16 protein-coding genes and 1 riboswitch are annotated in these 18,907 nt (G+C 52.5%); of the genes, 10 read left to right on the forward strand and 6 right to left on the reverse strand.

What is annotated here, in order from left to right; translation table 11 throughout:
* Positions 1-185: 185 nt before the first annotated feature.
* The 8 genes from KO116_RS06990 to KO116_RS07025 all read left to right on the forward strand — a co-directional run bounded on the left by KO116_RS06990 (position 186) and on the right by KO116_RS07025 (position 9,982).
* The gene (locus KO116_RS06990) at positions 186-1,685 is read left to right on the forward strand and encodes a CoA-acylating methylmalonate-semialdehyde dehydrogenase (RefSeq protein ID WP_035560026.1); all 1,500 of its coding nucleotides are present in this window, start codon (positions 186-188) and stop codon (positions 1,683-1,685) included.
* Between the two features lie 523 nt (positions 1,686-2,208).
* On the forward strand, positions 2,209-2,811 hold the full coding sequence (locus KO116_RS06995; protein WP_035560362.1) for a peroxidase-related enzyme: 603 nt from the start codon (positions 2,209-2,211) through the stop codon (positions 2,809-2,811).
* Positions 2,812-2,872: 61 nt separating this feature from the next.
* A riboswitch (TPP riboswitch) is annotated at positions 2,873-2,980 on the forward strand.
* A complete protein-coding gene (locus tag KO116_RS07000) occupies positions 2,970-4,349 on the forward strand; it encodes a sodium:solute symporter (RefSeq protein WP_035560028.1) in 1,380 nt (459 codons plus the stop codon). It overlaps the preceding riboswitch by 11 nt.
* A gap of 63 nt (positions 4,350-4,412) precedes the next feature.
* Positions 4,413-5,837: a sensor domain-containing diguanylate cyclase gene (locus tag KO116_RS07005; protein ID WP_035560029.1), complete on the forward strand. Its 1,425-nt coding sequence runs from the start codon at positions 4,413-4,415 to the stop codon at positions 5,835-5,837.
* A 28-nt stretch (positions 5,838-5,865) separates the two neighbouring features.
* A complete protein-coding gene (locus KO116_RS07010; protein ID WP_035560032.1) occupies positions 5,866-6,834 on the forward strand; it encodes a magnesium transporter CorA family protein in 969 nt (322 codons plus the stop codon).
* Positions 6,835-6,975: 141 nt separating this feature from the next.
* Positions 6,976-7,554: an NnrU family protein gene (locus KO116_RS07015; protein ID WP_035560035.1), complete on the forward strand. Its 579-nt coding sequence runs from the start codon at positions 6,976-6,978 to the stop codon at positions 7,552-7,554.
* A gap of 173 nt (positions 7,555-7,727) precedes the next feature.
* Positions 7,728-8,918, forward strand: coding sequence for an alcohol dehydrogenase catalytic domain-containing protein (locus KO116_RS07020; protein ID WP_035560037.1), 1,191 nt, complete (start codon positions 7,728-7,730; stop codon positions 8,916-8,918).
* On the forward strand, positions 8,918-9,982 hold the full coding sequence (locus tag KO116_RS07025) for a proline racemase family protein (protein ID WP_200897133.1): 1,065 nt from the start codon (positions 8,918-8,920) through the stop codon (positions 9,980-9,982). Before KO116_RS07020 ends, KO116_RS07025 begins: the two co-directional genes overlap by 1 nt.
* On the opposite strand, the gene KO116_RS24535 is transcribed toward KO116_RS07025, so the two are convergent.
* The 6 genes from KO116_RS24535 to KO116_RS07055 form a co-directional block, all read right to left on the reverse strand.
* Positions 9,979-10,194 (reverse strand): DUF1289 domain-containing protein, encoded by a 216-nt coding sequence (locus tag KO116_RS24535; RefSeq protein ID WP_035560040.1) that lies wholly within the window; start codon positions 10,192-10,194, stop codon positions 9,979-9,981. The genes KO116_RS07025 and KO116_RS24535 overlap by 4 nt on opposite strands.
* Before the next feature lie 30 nt (positions 10,195-10,224).
* Positions 10,225-10,641, reverse strand: a complete 417-nt coding sequence (gene arfB / locus KO116_RS07035) for an alternative ribosome rescue aminoacyl-tRNA hydrolase ArfB (protein ID WP_035560043.1) — start codon at positions 10,639-10,641, stop codon at positions 10,225-10,227.
* A 75-nt stretch (positions 10,642-10,716) separates the two neighbouring features.
* Positions 10,717-11,664, reverse strand: coding sequence for a D-2-hydroxyacid dehydrogenase family protein (locus KO116_RS07040; protein ID WP_035560046.1), 948 nt, complete (start codon positions 11,662-11,664; stop codon positions 10,717-10,719).
* Between the two features lie 12 nt (positions 11,665-11,676).
* Positions 11,677-13,614 (reverse strand): TRAP transporter permease, encoded by a 1,938-nt coding sequence (locus KO116_RS07045; protein WP_035560049.1) that lies wholly within the window; start codon positions 13,612-13,614, stop codon positions 11,677-11,679.
* 123 nt (positions 13,615-13,737) lie between these two features.
* Positions 13,738-14,724: a TAXI family TRAP transporter solute-binding subunit gene (locus KO116_RS07050; RefSeq protein WP_035560051.1), complete on the reverse strand. Its 987-nt coding sequence runs from the start codon at positions 14,722-14,724 to the stop codon at positions 13,738-13,740.
* Positions 14,725-14,899: 175 nt separating this feature from the next.
* Positions 14,900-15,850 (reverse strand): LysR family transcriptional regulator, encoded by a 951-nt coding sequence (locus KO116_RS07055; RefSeq protein WP_045812089.1) that lies wholly within the window; start codon positions 15,848-15,850, stop codon positions 14,900-14,902.
* Between the two features lie 219 nt (positions 15,851-16,069).
* Here KO116_RS07055 and KO116_RS07060 point away from each other — a divergent pair, with 219 nt between their 5' ends.
* Positions 16,070-16,762 (forward strand): GntR family transcriptional regulator, encoded by a 693-nt coding sequence (locus KO116_RS07060; protein ID WP_082072558.1) that lies wholly within the window; start codon positions 16,070-16,072, stop codon positions 16,760-16,762.
* 89 nt (positions 16,763-16,851) lie between these two features.
* Positions 16,852-18,819, forward strand: coding sequence for an aconitate hydratase (locus KO116_RS07065; protein ID WP_035560053.1), 1,968 nt, complete (start codon positions 16,852-16,854; stop codon positions 18,817-18,819).
* Positions 18,820-18,907: the final 88 nt, after the last annotated feature.

Genomic DNA, 18,907 nt, shown 5'->3' on the forward strand with positions numbered 1-18,907 from the left:
GCCATGCGGCAGATTTTGTTTACTCATAGGATACTTGGTTGACGTTAACGTTAACTTGCTGCTATACCCTGTGTTCTTGCTGACAGCGGTGCGCAGGCAGTCACTGCTTTATGACAGCAATCACAGCCATAACAACCATAGTCAAAACCACCACCAAAACCACAACTATAAACAGGAGCAACGTTATGTCCGTTCGCGAAATACCCATGTATATCAATGGTCAGCCCGTACCTTCGCAAAGTCAGGAATGGCGCGATGTGATTAACCCCGCCACACAAGAGGTGGTTGCGCGGGTGCCGTTTTGCACCGCTGACGAAGTGGAGCGTGCCATCAGTAATGCTAAGGAGGCTTTCAAGGAGTGGCGTAAAGTGCCGCTTGGCAAGCGAATGCGCATCATGCTCAAGCTTCAGGCGTTAATTCGTGACAATACCGCAGAGCTGGCGGCGCTGATTACTGAAGAGCACGGCAAAACCCTGCCGGATGCGGAAGGCGAAGTAGGCCGTGGCTTGGAAGTGGTGGAGCACGCATGTTCGATTACCTCGCTCCAACTGGGTGAGCTGGCTGAAAATGCCGCCAATGAGGTGGATGTTTACACCATGCACCAGCCGCTGGGTGTTGGGGCCGGCATTACCGCGTTCAACTTCCCCATTATGTTGCCGTGCTTTATGTTTCCGCTGGCCATTGCTACCGGCAATACCTTTGTTCTCAAGCCTTCAGAGCAAGACCCAAGCTCCACTATGCGCTTAGTCGAACTGGCTCACGAAGCCGGCATCCCGCCCGGCGTGCTTAATGTGGTACACGGGGGCCCGGATGTGGCCAATCAAATTGCTGACCATCAGGATATCAAGGCGCTCTCATTCATTGGCTCTACCCACGTGGGTTCGCTGCTTTATAACCGCGCGGCGGCAGCGGGCAAGCGCATGCAGGCGATGATGGGGGCCAAGAACCACTGCGTGGTGATGCCGGATGCCAACCGTAGTCAGGCGATCAATAACTTGCTGGGCTCAGCCTTTGGTGCGGCGGGCCAGCGCTGCATGGCGAATTCGGTGGTGGTGCTAGTCGGTGAGGCACGCGAATGGCTAAGCGACATTGTTGAGGCGGCGCGGGCAATGAAAGTGGGGCCGGGCACCCAGTTGGATGCCGATTTAGGGCCACTGGTATCGCCGGCTGCTCGTGATCGTGTGCTGCGTTTAATCGATGCAGGCGAAAAAGAGGGCGCCAAACTGATGGTCGATGGTCGCAATGTTCAAGTGGACGGCTACCCCAACGGTAACTTCGTGGGCCCCACTCTGTTTTCGGATGTGACCGCGGATATGACCATTTACCGCGAAGAGATTTTTGGGCCTGTGCTGTGTGTGGTCAGTGTTGAAACCCTCGATGAAGCGATCGAATTTATCAACGCCAACCCCAACGGCAATGGCACCTCTATCTTTACTAACTCTGGTTGGATTGCTCGCCGTTTTGAAACCGATATCGACGTGGGTCAGATTGGTATCAATGTGCCCATCCCCGTACCGGTTGCCTACTTCAGCTTCACTGGCTCGCGGGCATCAAAGCTGGGGGATTTAGGGCCTAACGGCAAACAGGCGATTGCCTTCTGGACGCAAACCAAAACCGTCACAGCGCGTTGGTTTGAACCAGAGAATGTTTCCAGTGGCATTAATAGTACGATTTCGCTTGGCTAAATGAAGCGCTATTCAATGCCTGAGGCTGGCCCCGCATTAAGCGGGGTCAATTGATAGCAGGTGAGGCCAAAGCCAAGCCGATGAACCGACATATCGTGATTTAAAAGTTATCAAACAACGGCAAGCTTTCTTCCAGCAATTGTTCAAGGGGGCCGAGTTGGCTTTCATGCAGTACCAGCAGGGCGTGTTGTGCTTGGAGGCGTGTTCAAAATCCTGCACTGCTCGTTTGAAGTCAGAGACGTTACTGAGGGCGTAGTCGACATGCTGAAGGCCGTCGGGCTCAAACCCACCATTTTCCCAGCCATGAATGGCTCTCAAGGTCATTTGGCCCCGCGTCATTGGGCGGGCCAGTAACATATGCAGCATGATCCGAATAAGTAGTTGGCGCTCATCCGTAGCATTTTCAAACGCTTGGTAGGGGTCAGAAAACAGTTCGTTTAGACGACCGGAGATGTGTTCTTTTATTTCGTTATGGCTAAGTCGTTTTTATGAGATGGTTAAACTGAACAATAAAGAGGTGATTATGTCTGCTCCATTAAGCCGTTTTAACGTACCAGAAACGTTAGATGATCTGCCCGACGATATTCGCCATACTATTTTGGCCGTCCAGGAAAAGGCAGGGTTTGTGCCTAATGTATTTTTAATGTTGGCCCATCGTCCTGCTGAGTTTCGTGCTTTCTTTGCCTACCATGATGCGCTAATGGAGCGTAAATCTGACTCGCTCACTAAAGCCGAGAAAGAGATGATTGTGGTCGCTACCAGTGCGCGCAATCGCTGCTTGTATTGCGTGGTGGCGCATGGGGCACTGGTGCGCATCTACAGCAAAGACACGCTGCTTGCGGATCAGGTCGCTGTCAACCATCGCGTGGCGCCGATTAGTGAGCGCCACCGCGTCATGCTCGACTTTGCCATGCACTGTGCCATTGATGTCGGTGAAATGACCGATGAGTGGCGTACGCGCCTGCGGGAAGAAGGTTTTAGCCAAGAGGACTGCTGGGATATAGGCGCCATCGCGGCGTTTTTTGGTTTGTCGAATCGACTGGTCACCCTGGCGGGTACGCCGCCCAATGAGGAGTTCTATCTGATGGGACGGGTGCCCCGCGCGGAGGCTGCCAACACACCTTAAATTTTACTAAGACGCGAAACTTTACTAAGACGCGTTTTTGGTTGACGATACTGTCTTCATTCACTGTCGCCAGGGGAGCCCTGCTTGCAAGGGCTGAGAATGCGCGCTGCGCAGACCCTGGAACCTGATCCGGTTCGTACCGGCGGAGGAAGTGCGACATGCTATACCTGACGTCAGCCGTGCTTGGCGCGGCGCTGTGCTGCTTTGCTTTTTTAGGCCTACGGGCTCGCTGGGTAGATGGCCCCGTTGATGACTATGTCACGGCTCGTAACTCACAAACAGCTTCAACCCTGGGTCTCTCCTTTCTTGCCTCTGGCATGGGGGCGTGGATACTCTTTGCCCCGCCCGAAATTGGCGCTTTTGTTGGCCCCCTCGCATTAGCAGGTTATGCGCTAGGGTCGGCACTGCCGTTTATTGTATTAGGACTCTATGGCCCAAAAATTCGCCGTGCATTGCCGGAAGGGCGCAGCATCGCCGAGTTTGCAGAAGCGTGCTATGGCCCAGGCGTGCGGCGCTGGGTAACGTTGGTGTCGGTTGGCTATATGGCTTGCTTTCTGGCAGCGGAGCTCACCGCCATTGGGTCAATCACCGCGCTATTGTCAGATGTGCCGCCCGCGCTGGTGATTATTGGCGTTGCCCTCACCACTCTGGTGTATACGGCGGTTGGCGGGTTGCGTGCCAGCCTTGCCACGGACCGATGGCAGGCATGGCTGTTGCTAGCGCTTTTGTTGGCGGTAGGTAGCGTTACGTTATGGCGCCTACCCACAATGCCTAGCGAGGCAACGCTGCCTTCAATCCCCGTTGCCAGCGCGCTAAGCGTTGCGTTAACGCTGGTCATCGCCGTCACCGCAGCGAACCTCTTCCATCAGGGGTATTGGCAGCGCGTTTGGGCGGCAAAGGACGATCAAAGCCTGGGCCGTGGCGCTTGGCTAGGCGGCGGTATGACCGTCTTAGTCGTGATGCTCATTGGTGGTTTGGGCATGCTGGCGTCAATAAGTGGGGTTCCCCTTGGCGAGCCGCCGATGCCGTTTTTCGCGCTGCTAACGGAGGCCCCAGCTTGGCTGACACTCCCCGCTTTAGTGCTGGCAGTCACTTTGGTAGCCTCCAGTGTTGATACGTTACAAAATGGTATCGCTTCCCTGGTGGTGTCGCGCAGCGAACAGCGGGGTGTTTCCATCGCCGCTGCCCGCTGGGTCACGATTGCATTGATGATACCGGTGGTAGTGATTGCTTTGCAGGGGTTGTCGGTACTGCGGCTGTTCCTGATTGCTGACTTACTGTGTGCCGCCATTGTGGTGCCTGTGCTGCTAGGCCTGTGGCAACGCATGACCCCTTTTGCGGCTATTGCGGGAGGTATTGCAGGATTGCTGGGCGCCATTATTCCAGGGTGGTTCAGTCAGGGCAGTCTCATCGCGGGAGTGGTAGCTGCCAGTTTCCCAGGCAGCATTCCTACGCTGGGGCCGTTTGTCGGCGCGCTAGTCGCCTCAACGCTGGTGAGTGTGTTGCTCGCGAGTAGGAGTCAAAACCATAAGCAGTAAGCAGGAAAGTGCTGGTCGCGATATGCTGGTAGAACTACACCTACCTAAAGGGGTGACATTACAATGAGCTACCCCATAGCACTTAATGAAGAGGCGCGGTTAGCCGCTCTTTATGAGCTTGAACTATTAGATACCCCGGATGAACCAGCGTTTGACCGCGTCACCAGGCTGGTTACCCAGTTACTGAATGTGCCTATCTCAACGATCACGTTGATTGATGCCGAGCGTCAGTGGATTAAGTCGCGCGTGGGCGTGGAAACCCGCGAGACAACGCGAGATGTGGCTTTTTGCGCTTATACAGTGATGGCCTCAGAGCCGTTAATTGTTGAAGATGCACGCAAGGACCCTCGCTTTGCGCAAAATCCCTATGTGACCGCTTCGGATGGGGTCCGCTTTTATGCAGGTATTCCGCTGTGCACCTCCAATGGGCTTGCATTGGGGTCCCTCTGCGCGATTGATATTAAACCTCGTACTCTTAGTGAGCAGGAACTGGCGGCTTTGAAAGATTTAGCGGCGATTGTGACTGATGAAATTCGCCTGCGTGAGCGGCTGATCCGAGAGAGAAAAAAAGCACAGGAGTCTCAGCGGGCGTTAAGCGAGCTTCATTACAGCATGGAGTGCCAGATTGAGCGGCGCACTAACGAGCTTAATCTGGTCATTGAATCCGCCTATGACGCCTATATCAGCGTTGATTCACAGGGCGTTATTCTGGATTGGAATCGAGCGGCTGAGCTAATGTTTGGCTGGCCACGCAAGGCGGTGCTGGCAAGGCCAATCACACAACTACTCTTTCCTAATGGCTTGCCAACTGAGAGTGATCAAGCCCCTATCACCTATACAGCGCGGTGCCATGATGGCAGGGAACTGCCCGTCGAGGTTCGCATCAAGACATTAATCATTGATGGCCGCGAGCGACGCAGTCTTTTTATCCATGATATTGCCGAACGACAGCAGCTAGAGCGTTTGCGCGATCAACAGGCCCGTGAAGACGTATTAACTAAACTGCCTAACAGGCGCGCCCTAGATGAACGCCTGCCTGATGCAATGGCCCGTACTCGGCGTACTCAAAAGCCCTTAGCAGTTTTATTCATGGATCTGGACGGTTTTAAAGCGATTAACGACACTCATGGCCATGCCATGGGTGATGAGCTGTTGCGTGTGATGGCTAAACGATTGGTGGAGACCGTTCGTGAAACCGACTATATAGCGCGGTGGGCCGGAGATGAGTTTGTCTTGCTATTAGAAAGCAGTGAGACCATGGCGATTGAGCCGTTGGCTAAAAAATTAATACAGGTGATTGAAGAGCCGTTTGCTGCTGGCAATGCGGCGCTGAATATCAGTGCAAGCATAGGTGTTGTCATGTACATGCCGACTAGTGCTGAAACGGCCAACGAGCTATTAAAGCGAGCCGATGTTGCCATGTATGATGCCAAGCGCTTGGGAAAAGCCCAAGTTCGCATAGTGCAGCCTTTGGGTAGTGCTTCTTAAGAAAGACCGGAAATATTCAAGGACGATCATGATTCGAACTATTCTGACTACGCCTGAAGGCGAGACCCATGAGGGCGGTGAAAGCCTAATGGCTGTGTGGCGGGCTACGCCGGGAAGCCATATCTGGATTGATATGCAGGGAGAAACCCAGCAGAGCGAACGGTCGATTTTAGAGGCATTCGAGTTTCACCCGATGGCGATTCAAGATGCCCATAAAGAGCGCCATCCACCTAAAATAGAAGAGTTTGATAACCATACGCTGATTATTTATCGCGGTATCTCCTCCTTCGATGCCGAGCTGAACTATTTGCCTCAACAGGTCTGTTTTTTTGTGGGCGAACGGTTTTTGGTCACCCTTCACCCCGGTCAAGCGCTCTCCATAGAGCGGCTCTTTAACGAGCATGGAAAAGCCCTGCTGGCTCATTCACCGGAACACGTAGCATTGCGTGTAATGTATATTTCAGCGGGTTTTTATATCGATAGCCTGCTTGAGTTTGAGACGGAGCTGAGTGACCTGGAAGATGAATTATTAGAAAACGGTAACGATACGCTAATGCGTAAGATCATTACCTATCGATCCCGGCTGGTTAAGATGCGCCGCATCTTTAGTTATCACCAGGGTATTACCCAAGAATTGACGGCCTATGACTACGAACATCTGCCCCGGGAAGAGAGTGAAACCCTGCACGCTATTAACGATGTGGCGGATCGCTTTGAACGTCTCTATACCTTGACCCAGATGTACTACGATATTTGTGGTGACTTAGTCGATGGCTACATCTCTATTTCTTCTCATCAGCTAAATATCACCATGCGTGTTCTCACCGTCATTACCGCGATCTTTGTACCCCTGACGTTTATTGCTGGGATTTACGGCATGAACTTCGAAAATATGCCCGAGCTGCGCTATGAGTACGGCTACTTTTTTGTCTTAGGAGCGATGCTGGGCATCGGCGGCATATTGATTTGGTTATTTAAACGCAAACACTGGTTTTAAGCTTGTCAGTGAACGACTCGCCAGGAAACGAAAAGTTGACGCATGCATAGGTGGTTGAGGGGTGAGTGTGGCATCCTCTGCAGCGACCAAGACTATAAGGCATCAAGCCGTCGACTAGCATTTTCACTGGGAGCATTTTTCATGGCCATAATGATCATCGGGCTGCTGATTTTTTTAGGCAGCCACTCTGTGCGTATTTTTGCTGAAAATTGGCGTCAGCAGCAAATTGCCAAATTCGGCGAAACCACGTGGAAAATAGCCTATTCGGCAGTGTCCGTGATCGGCTTGGCGATTGCCATTTATGGGTTTGGGCAGATGCGCCTTGACCCTATTTATGTGTGGCAACCACCCATGGGAATGCGCCATGCGGTCGCGCTGCTCATGCTGCCTGCCTTTATTATGCTAGTGGCGGCGTATGTTCCCCATAATGCTATTAAGGCCAAGCTGGGCCACCCGATGATGCTGTCAGTAAAAATATGGGCATTTGCCCACCTGCTAGCCAACGGCCGCTTAGGCGATATTATCTTTTTTGCAGCCTTTCTTATCTGGGCAATCCTGGCGTTTAAAGCTGCCAAAAAGCGTGATCGTTTGACGTCAGCTGCGCCAGTTAGCACCACGAAAATGGCTACTATTGCTACCGTACTCATCGGGCTGGTGGCGTATGTCGTCTTTGCTTTTTACTTGCACACCGTGTTGATTGGTGTCCCTGTTTTTAGCTAATGCTTATGTTTAATTAATATCTGTATTGGCTAATATTAATAAGTGTGCTTTGTTCTTCTGGCGGCCTCGCAACCACGCGTTGCCGCCATTGCCGCTTATATGGCTTTTGAGACTCGGCAAGAGTTTGTTATTGTCATTTGAGCGCCAATATACCCATATTAAGGAGTCAGCTCATGGCCGAAACTGAACACACGGTGCCGCCGACGATGGCCGCCATGCTATTGACTGGACATGGCGGTATCGAGAAATTGGAGTACCATCCGGATGTCGCTACACCTAAGCCCAAGGCGGGCGAAGTGCTGGTGCAGGTGACGGCGACAGCAAAGAACAATACTGACCGAAAAGCGCGTGAAGGCCTTTATCCCACCAAAGATAAAGGTGATGTGACTTCCTTTGCCATGGGTGGCACCCCGACGCTTACCTTCCCGCGTATTCAAGGGGCCGATGTGGCAGGTCGTATCGTGGCGGTCGGAGAGGGGGTCGACGCTGAGCGCATTGGCCAGCGAGGGCTGCTCGATTTTAATATCTACGCCGACGAGCGCCGTGATATTAACCTCACTCCTGATTACTACGGCCATGGCGCCGATGGCGGCTTTGCTGAGTATATCGCGGTTCCTGCTGATCAGTTCTATCATGTGCCTAATCCTGAGCTGCACGATGCAGAGCTTGCCTCAATGGGCATGTGTTCGTATCAAACCGCTTACCACATGATGACCGCCGCCAAGGTGAGTGCTGGTGAGCGCGTGTTGGTCAGTGGCGCCAGCGGTGGCGTGGGGACCGCACTGATTCAGCTCTGCCGCGTTGTGGGCGCTATTCCCTATGCGGTAAGCCAGCTAGACAAAGCTGACGCCCTTAAAGCACTAGGCGCAGAAGCGGTGATTGACCGTGGCGACTTGCCGACATTTGTGGATCGCGTGCTGGAAACGACCAGCGGTAAACCGATTGACGCGGTGATGGATCTGGTCGGCGGTGAAATGACCAATCTATTTATCGATACCATGATTGTCGATATGCAGGGACGTAAGAGCTACCCGCGCCTTTCCATTGCGGGTGCCAGCGGTGGCAATCTGAGCGAAATGATGTGGACGCGCGTTTATCTGTACCAAGTGCAGATTTTTGGCGTTTCCCACGGCACCCGTGAAGAGGCTGAACAGCTGGTAGCATGGATTCGCAGCGGTGAGTTAAAGCCTGTGCTGCATGCAGCGTTTAAGCTTTCCGAGCTACATGATGCCGAGCGCTACTTCGTCAATCGGGGCAGCAACTATCTGGGCAAAATTGTGCTTGTTCCCGATGCTCAGTGGGCATCTCACGGTGCGCCGTTCGCGGTTGAAAATTCCTCTTCTACCACCGAGGAGCGCCGCTAGTGCATAACCTTCACACGATCCAGCTTATGGATACCCATGCCGGTGGCGATGTCAGCCGTATTGTTACAGGAGGTATTGATCTGTTGCCGGGCGCCACTGTGCGCGAGCAGATGGAGTACCTGCGTGACGATGCCGACGGTTTGCGTCGATTGCTGCTGGAAGAGCCCTACGGCATTCCGGAAATGTCGGTGGATTTATTGGTACCTCCCAGCCACCCGGAAGCGGTAGCGGGCTATATCATTATGGAAGTGATGGGATACCCCATTTACTCTGGCTCCAACACGCTGTGTACCGCAACGGCGGTACTGGAAAGCGGCATTGTGCCCAAGCAGGAAGGCATACAGCGCTTTAAGCTGGAAGCGCCCGCAGGCTTAGTACAGATCGAAGCCAAAGTACATAACGGTGTGGTGGAGTCAGTCACCTGTGGCGGCTTGCCCAGCTATATCGACACCTATCGGGATACGATTAATGTGCCGGGTATTGGTGACGTCACCTATTCCATCGCCTACAGCGGTGGTTTTTACGCCTTAGTGGATGCTACAGAGTTGGGATTTAAGCTCACGCGTGATGAAGAGCGCGCGCTTTCTGAATGCGCCTATAAAATTGTCGAAGCAATTAAGGCCAAGCGAGGCTTTTCCCACTACACCCTGGGCGATGTAGGGCCATTACCTTTTTTGCACTTTATGGGGCCTGAGGAGCAAGTAACGGAAGGTTATATACGCTCACGCTCGACCACCTATGTGCACCCAGGCGTTATTTGCCGTAGTACCACAGGCACCGGCACCTCGGCCCGCCTGGCGTTGATGAATTATGAAGGGCGGCTGAAGATAGGCGATAAATTAGAGACGGTGTCACTGCGTGAGACGGGGTTTATCGGTACCTTTATTGGCACTCATCAAGAGGGTGCTTATCAGGTAGTGGAAAACACCATTACTGGTCGCAGTTATGTACTGGCGCATTCGGATATTGTTATCAACTGCGATGATCCAATGGTAGCTTGCGGTGAGCTGCATCATATATTGAGCGACCGTCATCAGCCGACGGCACTGCCATCAGAAACCTAGTCAGTAGAATCCTGGCCATTACACACATAACCTTCGCTTTCCAGGCGTTCCCATACCGGGGCTTTCTCGGCCTCGGTCATGCTTCCCCAACAGGCAATTTCATCCAACGTACGACCACAGCCTTCGCAAATCGACGTTGAGGGTTCGATCTGACAGATTTGCACGCACGGTGACACTGGTCGCGCGGCGTAAGAGGTGGAGCGTATCGTCATTGGATGAGGCCTTCGGAACAAATTCGCGTATTAAGAGGCAGGCACTTTACCACGTAGCGATTTGATCTTGCCTTTGCGGGTTTTGTGATCGACGCGGCGGCGCTGGGAGCCTTTAGTCGGCTTGGTGGCACGGCGCACTTTTTGCGGTTTGGTGGCACTCTGGATCAGCTCTTTTAAACGTGCCAGCGCATCTTCTTTATTGAGCTCAAGCTTGCGATGACTTTGGGCTTTAATAATCACCACACCCTCTTTGCTGATGCGTTGATCCGAGAGCGCCATCAAGCGCTCTTTATAGAGGGGTGGTAGCGTGGAGCTAAGGATATCGAAGCGCAGGTGTACCGCTGAGGCGACTTTATTGACGTTCTGACCGCCCGCACCTTGGGCGCGAATCTGGCTGATATCAATTTCCCAGTCAGCGAGGGTAACGTTGCTAGAAATGGTGAGCATTAATGGCCCCTGTGTGACTCGTGAACCCACAAGGCTAGCACAATTGGCACAGAGGCCTCTATTTAGCGCGCTCTATTAACTCGCTAGATTATTGACTGGCCGACCATCGATATAGTCCTGCAGATTGCTAAACGCATCGCCAAAGTAGAGCTCGTAGCTATCTTTTTCCACATAGCCAAGGTGTGGCGTAGCGACGAAATTGGTCAGTGCTAGCAGTGAGTTTTCTAACACAGGTTCTGCATCGAAGACGTCTACTGCTGCCTGACCTGGGCGGCCAGCTTGAAGTGCCTGCTCAAGTGCGCCTGGCACCACTAACTGAGAACGGCTAGTGTTTACCAGCAGTGATGTAGGCTTCATTTGGGCGAGGGATTCAGCGCTGACGATGCCGCGGGTATCGTCGTTCAAGCGAAGGTGCAGGCTCAGAACATCTGAGCGTTGAAACAACGCTGCCTGGCTTTCGGCCACTTCAAGTCCAGCAGCGGCCGCGCGCTGGCGGGTGCCTTCCCGGCCCCAGACCAGTACATTCATTTCAAATGCCTGACCATAGCGTGCTACCAAGCTGCCGATTTTCCCATAGCCAAAGATGCCTAGCGTACGCCCTTTAAGGCCCGTGCCTAACGTGCGCTGCCAACGACCCGCTTTCAGGTTCTCAACCTCTGCCGGTATATGACGCATAGCCGCCAGCACCAACCCCCAGGTTAATTCTGCTGCGGCGTAGGGCGAGCCAGTGCCCGCCATCACGGTAACGCCGTGGCGACGGCAAGCCTCTATATCCACATGCGCCGCACCGCCCCCCGTCTGGCTAATGACTTTCAGGTTGGGCAGGCGCTCCAGCAACGCGGCGGTAATTGGGGTACGTTCGCGAATCAGCACTAACGCCTCGGCGTCCTGAAAACGCGCACTTAGCGCGTCCAGGTCGGTAAGAGTGTCGTGATAGATCGTTACATCGTGGCCTTCTAGCTGTTTGAAGGCGTCTAAGTTGCGCACACAGTCCTGATAATCATCGGGAATAGTAATCTTCATTGAGTCGATTCCTTAGCTGGGCAGAGATACGCTTGTCCTATCATTACGATTCAGGTGGTATTGCCATGCAAACAGCCCCGCGATAAGCACAATGCCGACTACATCGGTTATCACCATGCCGTTAATCAGCATCAGCGCTGCCGCCAGTAACAGTCCGCGTTCCAGCCAACTGCACGGACGTAAGAAGAAACCGATTGTCGATGCCGCTAGCGCCACTATGCCTACCACGCCAGAGGCCACAGCGAGAGCAATTTCAAGCGGAGTACCATTGCCTAGCAGCGGAGGGTGGTAGATAAACATAAAGGGAATCAAGAAGCCGCCAAGGGAGATTTTTGTCGCCGTCAGGGCAGTTTTGAACCAGTGTGAACCAGCAATGGCACCACCGATATAAGCCGCTAACGCAACGGGTGGTGTGACCCCCGAAAGAATCGCAAAGTAGAGGATAAACAGGTGCGCTGAAAGACTGGGTAAGCCCGCTTCAATGAATGCCGCGGCCACCACAGACGCCGCCAGCATATAGGCTGCTACTGTCGGTAGGCCCATGCCTAGAATAATCGCGACGACCATGGCCAGCAGCAGGGTAACCAATACATCGCCGCCACTGACGACAAGAATCACCGATGAGACTTTCAGGCCTAAACCGGTAAGGCTAATCACCGAGGCAATAATCGCAACGCTACCGATGATAACGGCGATCATAGCCGCGGTCATGGCGCCTGCTTCCAAGGCAGCAGGGATCGACTTCAAACGATCCATAAAACTGCCTGGGCTACGCCAGGAGAAGAGGTAGATCAGCAGTGCGGTGAAATACGCGGCTACAGCGGCGGTAGTCGGGGTGTAACGCAGCACCAGCATAGTAATCAGTACGATAATCGGTAGCAGCAGCGTTTCAATATTGAACAGGCCTTCGCGTAACGTCGGGCGCTGATCTTTAGGTATTGGGTTGAGCCCCAGACGCTTAGCTTCAAAGTGAACGCTCATCCAGATGGCGAGATAGAAAAGCAGCGCGGGAATAAGAGCAGCACCAATGATTTCGAGATAGCTAACAGAAATAACGTCGGCCATGACAAACGCAGCCGCGCCCATTATAGGCGGCAAAATTTGTCCACCTGTCGAAGCAGAGGCTTCCGTGGCTGCCGCAAAGCGTGGGCTATAGCCGCTTTTTTTCATCAACGGAATGGTGAACACGCCCGTGGTGGCCACGTTGGCAGCGGTACTGCCGCTGATGCTACCAAACAGGGCGCTACATAGGGTGGCGGCTTTAGCAGGACCACCTGCCATACCGCCCGTCACAGAGTTAGACAACCGCATAAACGTATCGCCACCACCTGTCGTTACCAGTAGCGCACCAAACATAATGAACACCACAATCACCGTCGAGGAGGTACGCATCAAACTGCCGTAGATACCCGTCGGGCTCATATAGAAAGTGGCCACCAAGTCTGCCCAGCCAAATCCCCCATGACCCCAAACACCCGGCAAGTGGTTACCAAAATAGGCATAGGAGAGGGCAATAAGTACCAAAATAGGGAATGCTAGTCCAATGGCACGTCGGCAGGCCTCGAGGAGAAGCAGAATTGCCAATAAGCCAAACACCAAGTCATAGGTGGTCGGCATTAGATAGCCAAGCTCATAAATAATGCGATCAAACTGCATGATGTAATAGCCACTCACTGCGACTGCAAGCACTACCGGAATGACGTCAAACCAGGGGAGACGCTGGTTATCCTTTGCGCGACAGGAGTAGCCCAAGAAAATTAACGGCAGTGCGAATAGCAGGTGAATGGCGTTTTGAGTATTTACTGCCCCTGTTATAGCGGCGTAAAGATGGAACACCGCCATCGCCACCGCGATTAGCCTCATCACTAAAAACCAGAAACCCGTAAGCTGACGCTTACCCGAGTCTTCTGAATATTTTTCAACAATTTTATTGCTTTCTGGGGTGTCCATCGGATAGCTCCCACGCCATTTTGCTGTTAAGCAACCATTACAGGCGCGTCTAAAAAGAGGTGTTAAAGAGGCATGCAGTGAAACACCCGCAGACGCTTAAACGTCTGCGGGTGTCAGCAGGTATTAGCGTGCTTCGGGAGGAATAACGTCTTCAGGAATCTCAAGACCCAGCTCTTGGTAATAGCGCAACGCACCCGCGTGGATCGGGAAGGTGGCATTATCAATGACGTCTTGTGGGGTCATTCCTTTTGCAGGCGCAAAAGACGCCGAAACTTGATCATGATTTTCCCAATAGGCTTTGGTGATGTCATAAACAATATCGTCATCGAGAGAGCTATTGGCTGAAACGCCCATATAGATTCCTAGGGACGTTGCCTCCTCCATGCCACGGTAAGTGTCTGCAGGGATGATGGATGGGGATAAAAAAGGAAGCTCTGCAGTGACAGTCTCCAGCTGCTCTTCTGAAAGGGACAGAAGCTGCAGCGGGCGAGATGAGTGAACTTCAGTGAACGCAGGAATGGGCGGGATGCCATTATAGCTGAAACCGACTAAACGACCGTCGATAACGCCTTCTGCCGCATCGTCAATGCGCATACGCTGAAAGTCGGGCTCAACACCCAAAATATCAAACACTAATTCGGTGATGTACTCGCCGCCGCCACCGATGCTGCTCGGATTAAAGCGTTCACCAGCAAGGTCTTCAAAGGTGCTGATTTCAGCATCTTGCCGGACGGCCCAGTGCATCGTGGAAGGTGCAATCCAGTACACTAAGCGTACGTTTTCGTTAGGCGTGTCTTCAAAGCGGCCTATACCATTGTATTGCTCATAGCCCACTAGAGCTTCAGTGAAGGCAAGGTCCAGCTCGTCGCGCCCTAAACGAATAGCATTTTCACGGGTGCCACCAGTCTCGCGTACGGTAATTTCGTAAGGTGTGTTAGCGCTAATAACCCGCGTACCTTCTGAAATACCAAAGAACCAGCCAGTACCTGTCGGTACGGCGCCAATATTCAAAGCATCTTCCTGGGCCTGCACAACGGCGCTGGTAAGCGTACCGAATGCCAGGATGGAAGCAGGGATAAGCAGACGTGATTTTTGAGCAAAAGATTTCATTATTGTTACCTCAAGCATTTGGATGCTTTTATTGTCGTGGAAGGTTTGTTGTTGTGATTAATCGGTGTTTTACATAACCACCTCCATACTATAGATACCCGTTACGAACGCATTTGGGTATTAGTGATTGATGAGCCTGCTTTCGCGAAACGAGAAGGCAGGCATAAAAATAGTGCTAAACGACGGACGAAGTTGTGTGGTCATCTATTGTTGTTAGTTGCATTGCTTGTCTGGAATTAGCTGAAGATTCAATAAGATGGTCAACGAATAGCTTGGCCGCCATCGAGATGCGGTCTATATTGTTAACGTAAATGCATAGCGGTCGTTTTGCCCAGTCATCTCGAATAGGCAGTACACGCACTTGTAATCCCCCCACGTATTGGCGGATGGCGCCTCTCGGAACCACCCCGATTCCTAATCCTGCTTGCACCATCAAGCAGAGCGCGTCGTAGCTAGTGACTTGAATGCGTAGCCTTAATGGTCTGTTGGCTAAGCTGGCGGCCTTTAAGAGCTGAAGATTGATAGCGCTTGAAGAGTGCAGCCCGACATAGGCGTGTTCTAAGCTGTCGCGAAAATCGATGGCATTGCGGTTGGCAAGAGGGTGATTTAACGGCGTGACAAGCACGAGCTCATCGGTGTGATAAGGCAGCTCAGCTAAGTCATAGCCATGAGGGAGTTTGGCGCATATACCAATATCTGCACCGTTCGCCATAATTTCCCGGGTAATCACTGGACTGACTTTTTCTTCAAGCTGCACACCTATATCAGGATGCTTTTCAAAAAACGCTTGCGTTTCACCGGGCAAGTACTGAGTGATGGCGGACATATTGGCAAAAATGCGAATAATGCCGCGCTCACCGCTAGTGTAATCGCGCATCTGTAGATCCAAGTCTTCCAGGTTATGCAGCACCCCTCGGGACAAGTGCAGCAACGCGTTACCTGCGGGTGTTAGCTCTACGCCTCGGTTATTGCGGTGTAACAGCGGCGTACTGAAATGCGATTCAAGCTCACTTAACCGCTTGCTAACCGCAGAAGTTGCAATGAACTCAGCATCAGCTGCACCGGTTATGGTGCCCATCTCTGCTACCCGCACAAATAGCCGTAAAGACGTGGGGTCGAGTTTCATTTTGAACTCCTATTTTATGGCAAGAGTACCCACCTGGATGAGCAATATTCAAATTATTGTATGCAACTAGGCTCGATTTTTGACAAATGTAGGCCTATATTGGCCATCTGCGCAACAAGTCGTACACGATTAGCTTGACGACCTTAGTCGTTAGGATCCAATTAAATACGCATCAGCAGTGATATAAACCAAGTCGCTGGAACGTTCTGGAGTGTCGTTATGACTGCAGCCGACCGTGTTTACCACATCATCAAGCAGCGCATCCTCAATGGTGGCTACGCTGCGGGTAGCTATGTACGTGAAGCGGCTATCGGAGAGGAGCTTGATTACAGCCGCACCCCCATTCGCGAAGCATTGCGTCGTTTGGTATCCGATGGCTGGGTTGAAGCTATTCCCCACCATGGCGCTCGTGTGGTGGGTTGGACACAGCATGACGTGGAAGAAGTGTTTGAATTGAGAGTCTTGCTAGAGCCCCAGGTGGTGAGACGGGCCGCTAAACGTATTGGCGACGCACAACTCTCCACGCTGAGTCATTTTGCCGATCAAATGGAAATACTTTGCCAGCAGGATGATGAGCGGGCAGTGGATGAAATCGCCGTGCTTAATAATCAGTTCCACGCTGAACTGGTGACGGCGGCGGAAAGCCCCCGCCTCCAACGATTATTAGAAACGATTGTGCAAGTGCCGGTATCTCGGCGCAGTTTTCACCATTACACCCGTGAGGAGCTGCTGGGCAGTATGCAGCACCATCGAGAAATTATTCGTGCCTTGCAACACGGCGATGGTGAGTGGGCGGCTGCCATTATGCGTGCGCACATATTAGCGGCACGAACTGCACAAATGCGCCAAAAACAGCCCGACAATAAAGTTGAAGTCGCGCATCGGTTTAGTAAGGAATTGTTAATTAGTTAGTAAGACTAATAATTAAAAAGAATCATTGAAAACAATATGGTTAGTCGCTTTTCTCTTTAATGATAATAAAAAACATTAGGACTTCATCTATGACTTCTCAAGCCTCCCCTGTAGCCCCTCTTAACTTAGCTCAAAAATTGATCGGTGATCATTTGGTCAGCGGTGAATTGCTTCCTGAGAGCGAAATTGCCCTGCGCATCGACCAAGCGTTGTTGCAGGACGTGCTTGGTACTTTAGTGATGCTCGAGCTTGAAGCTATGGGCATTGACAGGGTGCACACTCAGCCGAGCGTTCAGTATATCGATCACGGACTTGTCCAAGCCGATAACCTCAATGCCGAGACCTATCTATTTCTAAAGAGTGCCTGTGAACGCTTTGGCGTTTGGTACTCAGGCCCTGGCAATGGCATTAGCCACCCCGTGCATATGGAAAATTTTGGTGTGCCTGGCCAGTCGCTGGTCGGTTGCGACAGCCATACGACTTCGGCGGGTGCATTGGGAATGCTGGCCATCGGTGCAGGTGGTATTGAAGTCGCTATGGCAATGGCCGGTGAGCCGCTGTACATCACCATGCCGCGGATTTGGGGCATCCGCCTGGAAGGGCGTTTGCCGGACTGGGTATCGGCTAAAGATGTGGTTCTGGAGCTGCTTCGTCGACATGGCGTGTCGGGCGGCAAAAATAGCATTCTCGAATTCTATGGCCCAGGACTTGATGAACTCTCGACCATGGATCGTCTAGTCATCGCCAATATGGGCACTGAAATGGGGGCCACGACCAGTGTGTTTCCTAGTGATGATAGTACGCGACGCTTTATGGCAGCCCGGGGACGCGAAGGCGATTGGCAGCCGTTCGCAGCAGACCCCGGTTGCCATTACGATGTGGAAGAGGTGATCGATTTATCCACGCTGGTGCCGCTCATTGCACTGCCTTCTAGCCCCGATAAGGTCGTGCCTGTGAGTGAAGTCGTCGGGCAGCCGTTGCACCAAGCCTATATTGGCTCGTCGGGTAATCCTGGCTATCGTGACTTTGCCATCGTGTCGAGCATGGTAAAAGGGCGCTCGGTGGCAGACGGCATATCGCTGGACATCAATCCCTCGTCGCGCCAAGTACTTTCCACCTTGATTCAAGAAGGCTATTTAGGTGAGCTAGTGGCTAGTGGTGCACGCTTACACCAAGCTGGCTGTAACGGCTGTATTGGAATGGGGCAAGCGCCTGCCGTAGGGCGCAACAGTTTACGTACGGTACCGCGTAACTTTCCCGGCCGGTCCGGCACGCGAGAAGACAGCGTCTTTTTATGCAGTCCAGAAACAGCCGCTGCCTCGGCGTTGGCTGGGGTGATCAGCGATCCTCGTAGTATGCAAATGGACTATCCGCGTATTAGTGAGCCTGACGCTATGGTGGTTAATCGCGATGTCTTTACGTCGCCACTGCCGCTTGAGCAAGCCCGCTTAACGCCGCTACAAAAAACCGACAACACGCCGGCACTACCGACACTCCACCCGCTACCCGATCGTTTGGAGATCCCCGTGTTACTCGTCACGGGCGATAACATCTCAACCGATGACATCATGCCTGCTGGTCAGCGCGTAATGCCGTACTGGAGTAGCATCTATGCTTCCGCACCTTTTACCTTTGAAGCCGTCGATGCTGAGTATTCACAGCGTGCGGAGGCAACGCGTAACTTAGGGGGGCATATTATTGTGGGGGGGCATAACTATGGCCAAGGTTCTAGCCGTGAGAATGCCGCTCTTGTGCCTCGTTACCTTGGCTTACAGGCTGTATTGGCAAAAAGTTTTGCACGAATCCACTGGCAAAACTTAATCTGTTTTGGTGCACTGCCGCTGACATTTATCAATGAAAATGATGCTGAGCGGTTAGCTCAGGGCGATAGCGTTGTGATTGAGAACGTGCATACGCAAATAGCAAATGGCTCTACGCTAGAGGCAGAAATAGTCGGCAAAGGCATAATTCGCCTCCATCATGGGCTGAGTGAGCGTCAGCGTGAGCTTTTGCGGGTAGGTGGTGTAATTAATCATCTCAAAGCACGCCAAGCCTAAGCCCGTCTATCATGTACAAGCGTATCTATCATGAATAAGCAGTGAGACCGATTGGACAACAGCCATTTCACGACTGAAGAGCAAGCCA

Origin of the sequence: Halomonas sp. KO116, assembly GCF_000734975.2 — a bacterium.
Lineage (GTDB): Bacteria > Pseudomonadota > Gammaproteobacteria > Pseudomonadales > Halomonadaceae > Vreelandella > Vreelandella glaciei.

Excerpts from the sequence above, each read along its gene's own strand:
- KO116_RS06990 (WP_035560026.1), top strand. The coding sequence starts at position 186 with ATGTCCGTTCGCGAAATACCCATGTATATCAATGGTCAGCCCGTACCT.
- KO116_RS07040 (WP_035560046.1), bottom strand. The coding sequence starts at position 11,664 with ATGAAGATTACTATTCCCGATGATTATCAGGACTGTGTGCGCAACTTA.
- KO116_RS07055 (WP_045812089.1), bottom strand. The coding sequence starts at position 15,850 with ATGAAACTCGACCCCACGTCTTTACGGCTATTTGTGCGGGTAGCAGAG.
- KO116_RS24535 (WP_035560040.1), bottom strand. The coding sequence starts at position 10,194 with ATGACGATACGCTCCACCTCTTACGCCGCGCGACCAGTGTCACCGTGC.
- KO116_RS07000 (WP_035560028.1), top strand. The coding sequence starts at position 2,970 with ATGCTATACCTGACGTCAGCCGTGCTTGGCGCGGCGCTGTGCTGCTTT.
- KO116_RS07015 (WP_035560035.1), top strand. The coding sequence starts at position 6,976 with ATGGCCATAATGATCATCGGGCTGCTGATTTTTTTAGGCAGCCACTCT.
- KO116_RS07010 (WP_035560032.1), top strand. The coding sequence starts at position 5,866 with ATGATTCGAACTATTCTGACTACGCCTGAAGGCGAGACCCATGAGGGC.
- KO116_RS07065 (WP_035560053.1), top strand. The coding sequence starts at position 16,852 with ATGACTTCTCAAGCCTCCCCTGTAGCCCCTCTTAACTTAGCTCAAAAA.
- KO116_RS07020 (WP_035560037.1), top strand. The coding sequence starts at position 7,728 with ATGGCCGAAACTGAACACACGGTGCCGCCGACGATGGCCGCCATGCTA.
- KO116_RS07045 (WP_035560049.1), bottom strand. The coding sequence starts at position 13,614 with ATGGACACCCCAGAAAGCAATAAAATTGTTGAAAAATATTCAGAAGAC.
- KO116_RS07060 (WP_082072558.1), top strand. The coding sequence starts at position 16,070 with ATGACTGCAGCCGACCGTGTTTACCACATCATCAAGCAGCGCATCCTC.
- KO116_RS07050 (WP_035560051.1), bottom strand. The coding sequence starts at position 14,724 with ATGAAATCTTTTGCTCAAAAATCACGTCTGCTTATCCCTGCTTCCATC.
- arfB (WP_035560043.1), bottom strand. The coding sequence starts at position 10,641 with ATGCTCACCATTTCTAGCAACGTTACCCTCGCTGACTGGGAAATTGAT.
- KO116_RS07005 (WP_035560029.1), top strand. The coding sequence starts at position 4,413 with ATGAGCTACCCCATAGCACTTAATGAAGAGGCGCGGTTAGCCGCTCTT.
- KO116_RS06995 (WP_035560362.1), top strand. The coding sequence starts at position 2,209 with ATGTCTGCTCCATTAAGCCGTTTTAACGTACCAGAAACGTTAGATGAT.